Genomic DNA, 4,392 nt, shown 5'->3' on the forward strand with positions numbered 1-4,392 from the left:
CCCCGAGGGTCAGATCGCCGCGATCAACAACTCCTTCGGCTTCGGCGGGCACAACGTGGCCCTGGCGGTCACCAGCGCCTGAGCGCCGCACCGCACGGGATCCCGCGGATCCCGCGGGCTGACAGGTTCGCCCCGCGAGGAGGGCCGACCGATCCCGAGCGTGAAGGGTTCGCCCCGCATGCCGGAGCCAACCGATCCCGAGCGTGAAGGGTTCGCCCCGCGAGGAGGGGCCGACCGATCCCGAGCGTGAAGGGTTGACCCCGCAGGCCGGGGCCAACCCTTCACGCTTCGCACCCAACGCGGCCAGCGCGGCGGGAGCAGCGGGAGCAGGGCGCGGCGCGGCAGGGCGCGGCGGGCCGCTAGGAGCGGCGGGGTGCGTCAGCCGGCGCGGCGCGGCGGGCCGCGGCGAGCCGCCAAGAGCTGCGGGGCGCGTCAGCCGACGCGGTGCAGCCAGCGCACCGGGGCGCCGGCGCCCGCGTAACGGAAGGGCTCGAGCTCGTCGTCCCAGGCCTGGCCCAGGGCGAGGTCCAGCTCACGGCGCAGCCGCGCCGGATCGCCCGCATGCTCCAACGCCGCACGCACCCGGTCCTCCGGCACGAGGGTGTTGCCGTGGACGTCGGTGGGAGCGTGGAAGATCCCGAGCTCAGGGGTGTGGCTCCAGCGGCCGCCGTCCGTACCGTGGCTGGCTTCCTCGGTGACCTCGTAGCGCAGGTGTGCCCAGCCGCGCAGCGCGGACGTCAGTCGCGGGCCGGTACCGGCAGGGCCCTGCCAGGACACCTCCGCGCGGAACATCCCGGGAGCGGCCGGCTGGTCGGTCCAGTCCAGGCTCACGCGCACGCCGAGGACCCCGCCGGCGGCCCACTCGATATGCGGGCACAACGCACGGGGTGCCGAGTGCACGAAAAGTACACCGCGGGTGATGGCACCTGACATGACGGCCTCCTTCCGGGTCGAGGTTCGTCTTCCCCAACGACCTCATCCGGAACGGGCAGCCCAGGTATCGCGGCGTGCAGGACAAGAATGCCGGACCGACCCGCCATACGCCAGCGGCGCGCTGAACCGATCTCGAGATGCGCAGGCCTCAGCCGAGCTGCTCGCGCAGCGTCCGCATGGCCTTCTTGCGCACCGAGCGCTCGAGGCGGTCGATGTAGAGCATCCCGTCGAGGTGGTCGACCTCGTGCTGCAGGGCGCGCGCCATCAGCTCGGTGCCCTCGACGACGACCTCCTTGCGGTCGAGGTCCTCCCCCACGACCCGGGCGTACCAGGCGCGCTTGGTCGGGTACCACAGGCCGGGCACCGAGAGGCAGCCCTCGTCGCCGTCCTGGTACTCGTCCTCGGAGAGCTCGACGATGCGCGGGTTCAGCACGTAGCCGATCTCGTCGTCGATGTTCCAGGAGAACGCCCGGAGGTTCACGCCGATCTGGTTCGCGGCCAGTCCCGCTCGACCTTCCTGGTCGACCGACTCGAGGAGGTCCTCGACGAGCGACCGGACCCGGTCGTCGATCTCGGTGATGGGGTCGCACGGGGTGCGGAGGACGGGGTCACCGATCACACGGATCTCTCGGAGCGCCATGATGCCCATCGTCCCATGCCGCGGGGCGTCCGCGCTCGCGACCCCACCCGTGTCCTCACCTAGGCTGAGCGGCGGGCAGGGCGCCGGGTGCGCCGATCGGGAGACGAGGAGACGTCGTGGGCAAGAAGGCCGCTTTCATCGCCGGAGGAGTCGTCGGCTACCTGCTGGCCACACGCACCGGACGGGCCCGGGTGCAGGACGCGCTGGACGCCGCGCGCAGTGCCTGGCAGGACCCCCGCGTGCAGGACACCGTGAGCGATGCCGGCCAGCGTGTCGGCGAGGCCGCTCGCGCTGCCTGGGAGGACCCCCGGGTCCGGGACGCCGTCGCCGACCTGGGCGAGCGAGCGGGCGAGTTCGCCCGAGCGAAGGCACCAGAGCTCAAGGACGCCGTCAGCGGGGCTGCCCGTGCCGCAGCGGAGACCCTGCGCGAGCGTTCCGAGCGGCGTCCGGCAACCGGGGCCTGAGGCATGGTGTGGTTCTGGCTGCTGATCGGCGGGATCGGCACCGTTGGCGGCGCCGGAGCCCTGGTCGTGGCCTTCCGGGCCGGCCAGGAGGGCGACCGGGCGAAGGAACGGGTGCTCTTCCGCCGCGCGGTCGTCGGTCTCGCGATCGGCTCGCTCGCCTTCCTCGCGGCGATGGTCGCGGGGACGCCGCGCGGCTGAGTGCACCCCGGACGCCGCGCGGCTGAGCGCACCCCGGACGCCGCGCGGCTGAGCGCACCCCGGACGCCGTGCGGCGCACGCGGAGGTCAGGTCCCGTCGCGTCGTCGATCCGGCCGGCCTCCCGGGCCCGGCGGAGGCGGAGACAGGTAGGGGCCGAAGGGCTGCCCGGCAGGTGGCCGGGGCCGTTCGCGACCTCCGCCCGCCGACGCCTTCTCGGCCTCGACCCGGACCTCGAGCGTCGGGAAGGTGCCGTCCCAGTCCGGACGCAGGCGTCGGATGCGCTCCTCGAGCGGAGGATGCGTGGCGAAGGCCGTGCTCACGGCCGTGCTGAAGAAGAGATGACTGGTCTCGGTGGCGTGCACCGTCCGAATCCGGTTCTCCGCACCCAGGGCGCCGATCTTGATCAGTGCGTCCCCGAGAGCTGACGGGTCCCGGGTGTACTGCACCGCCGAGGCGTCCGCGAGGTACTCCCGCTGACGCGAGACGGCAGCCTGGACCAGACGCGCGAACAGCACGCCGACCGCACCGACGACGACCAGGCCGAGACCGGCCACCACGAGCAGAACCCCGGCGTCGCCGTCCCGCCCGCGCCGTCTCGGGGTGAACCACGAGCCGAGCAGGAGGATGCGTCCGAGCACGGCGATGGCGGCGATGCCGAACACCCAGCCGATGACCCGGGTGGTGATCCGGGTGTCGGCGTTGCGGACATGGGACATCTCGTGGCCGATCACCCCCTGGAGCTCCCGGCGGTCGAGGTGCGTCAGGGCTCCCCTGGTCACCCCGATGGCGGCGGTCTCCGGGGTCGCTCCGGCCGCGAAGGCGTTGATGCTGGGCTCGTCGTCGAGGACGAAAACCGCGGGCATCGGCATCCCGGAGGCGAGGGCGATCTCCTCGACGACATGGCGCAGGCGTTGCTCACCGGGATCGGCAGTTCCCGCGTCCACCCGCCTGCCGCCGAGCGACTCGGCCACGTAGGCGCCTCCACCCCGGCTGATCTGGGCCGACTTGACCAGCGCCGCGCCCACGATGCCGAGGACGGTGAGCGGGCCGGCGATCGCCAGGGCCGTCAGAGGCTGGATCTCCCGGGTGCCGTAGTACAGCACCCCGGTCAGGAGGGCCGTCACCACGGCGGTGATGGCCACCACGCCGAGGACGAGCAGGGCGACGAGGCGGGCCGTGCTCTGCTCGGCCTCCTGCTGGCGGGACTGGAAGTCCATCATCGTGCCGACCGCTGGGACGGCACGACGTCGTCGAACGAGACCGCGACGTTCTCGCGCTTCTCGGCGGTGGCATCGAGGCTGAGGTAGGCGCTGTCGCGGAAGCCGAGGGAGCCGGCGATCAGCACGGGCGGAAAGGACGCCTTGTAGGTCTGGTAGGTGTTGACCTGGTCGTTGTAGTTCTGGCGGGCGAAGGCGATCTTGTTCTCTGTCGTCGTGAGCTCTTCGGTCAGCTGCATCATGGTGCGATCGGCCTTCAGGTCCGGGTACGCCTCGGCGACGGCGAGCAGGCGCCCCAGCGCCCCTCCCAGCGCACTCTCGGTGGCCCCCAGCCGGCCCATCGCCGCGAGGTTCGCCGAGTCCCCGGAGACCTCGACGCGAGCCTGCGTCGCCGCTGCGCGTGCCTGGACCACCGCCTCGAGGGTCGCCCGCTCGTGGCGCAGGTAGCCCTTGGCGGTCTCCACGAGGTTGGGGATCAGGTCGTGGCGGCGCTCCAGCTGCACGTCGATCTGGGCGAAGGCGGTGCGCACCCGCTCCCGCAGGGTCACGAGCCGGTTGTAGACACCGGCCAGGACGAGCGCGACGACGACCAGGAGGGCGAGGACGACGAGCAGGGAGGTCAACATGGGAGGGCCTTTCGTCTCGGCATGAGAGCACGTGCTCCCATGCCACCAATCTGCGACCGCGACCTCGCTCCGCCCTGTGGGTCGACTGAGCGCTCGCTGTGACATCGACTGGGGACCCCCCGAGTGCAGGGCCCGCCGTCGCAGGGACGGACCGACGGCCCGCCGGACCCCCACCCCCGCGCACCGCGGAGCCGTGCCCGGTCGGGCGCGGCCGCCTTCCGTGCGGCAGGAGTGGAGGTCGCGGTCGGGAGCGCCGACGGGAGGCGCGGGCTCCGGTGTCGGAGCCGAGGCGGCTCATCGCCATCGACGGTGTA

General features: G+C 72.7%; 6 protein-coding genes. 2 read left to right on the plus strand and 4 right to left on the minus strand.

What is annotated here, in order from left to right:
- Nucleotides 1-432 precede the first annotated feature (432 nt).
- Both ABWK99_RS13960 and def read right to left on the minus strand, forming a co-directional pair.
- A complete protein-coding gene (locus ABWK99_RS13960; RefSeq protein WP_372595308.1) occupies nucleotides 433-933 on the minus strand; it encodes a DUF3145 domain-containing protein in 501 nt (166 codons plus the stop codon).
- 148 nt (nucleotides 934-1,081) lie between these two features.
- On the minus strand, nucleotides 1,082-1,573 hold the full coding sequence (def, locus tag ABWK99_RS13965) for a peptide deformylase (RefSeq protein ID WP_372595309.1): 492 nt from the start codon (nucleotides 1,571-1,573) through the stop codon (nucleotides 1,082-1,084).
- Between the two features lie 116 nt (nucleotides 1,574-1,689).
- On the opposite strand from def, the gene ABWK99_RS13970 reads away from it, so the two are divergent.
- Both ABWK99_RS13970 and ABWK99_RS13975 read left to right on the plus strand, forming a co-directional pair.
- On the plus strand, nucleotides 1,690-2,037 hold the full coding sequence (locus ABWK99_RS13970; protein ID WP_372595310.1) for a YtxH domain-containing protein: 348 nt from the start codon (nucleotides 1,690-1,692) through the stop codon (nucleotides 2,035-2,037).
- Nucleotides 2,038-2,040: 3 nt separating this feature from the next.
- Nucleotides 2,041-2,235, plus strand: a complete 195-nt coding sequence (locus ABWK99_RS13975; protein WP_372595311.1) for a hypothetical protein — start codon at nucleotides 2,041-2,043, stop codon at nucleotides 2,233-2,235.
- 86 nt (nucleotides 2,236-2,321) lie between these two features.
- Here the strand turns inward: ABWK99_RS13975 and ABWK99_RS13980 are convergent, their stop codons facing one another.
- Both ABWK99_RS13980 and ABWK99_RS13985 read right to left on the minus strand, forming a co-directional pair.
- Nucleotides 2,322-3,455 (minus strand): M48 family metallopeptidase, encoded by a 1,134-nt coding sequence (locus ABWK99_RS13980; protein WP_372595312.1) that lies wholly within the window; start codon nucleotides 3,453-3,455, stop codon nucleotides 2,322-2,324.
- Entirely contained in the window at nucleotides 3,452-4,078 is a 627-nt protein-coding gene (locus tag ABWK99_RS13985) for a LemA family protein (protein WP_372595313.1), read from the minus strand. Before ABWK99_RS13985 ends, ABWK99_RS13980 begins: the two co-directional genes overlap by 4 nt.
- Nucleotides 4,079-4,392 lie beyond the last annotated feature (314 nt).

It is taken from the genome of Actinotalea sp., assembly GCF_041597215.1.
In the GTDB taxonomy this organism is placed as follows: Bacteria; Actinomycetota; Actinomycetes; order Actinomycetales; family Cellulomonadaceae; genus Actinotalea.